Here is a 317-nt window from a genome sequence, read left to right as displayed (position 1 = left end):
TCACGTGACTAAAGTTATTTAAGTCACCAATTTTTGAAGAACCCTTATTTTCCTGGTGGCTAAAGTTATTTAAGTCACCAACTGGTACTGGAGTTTCTTCTTGTTGTTTTTCAGCTTTTTCAGCGGCTTGCTTGTCTTTTTGTTTCTTGATACGTGCTGCTTTCTTTTCTCTTTTTTGTTTTCTTAACTCTTCCAGCTCAGACATATAAGTCCAGTTATCTGTTGTAAGTTCAGGTTCTAATACGTATAAGCGGTTGGGTTCATCTTTTACAGGCTCTTCATCTAGTAATTCTGCAGCATGTAGTTCTTTTTTTGCC

The 317-nt window shown here is 36.6% G+C and carries 1 pseudogene; it reads right to left on the bottom strand.

Features of this window, described 5'->3' with window-relative positions:
- A pseudogene (locus tag KVT27_RS24110) lies at window positions 1–317 on the bottom strand (replication initiator protein A); the annotation flags it as partial.

This window comes from Lysinibacillus sp. GbtcB16 (genome assembly GCF_019091145.1).
Classification (GTDB): Bacteria; Bacillota; Bacilli; order Bacillales_A; family Planococcaceae; genus Lysinibacillus; species Lysinibacillus fusiformis.
The sequence above is the reverse complement of the archived record's forward strand: the minus strand, read 5'-3'. Positions and strand labels throughout refer to the sequence as shown.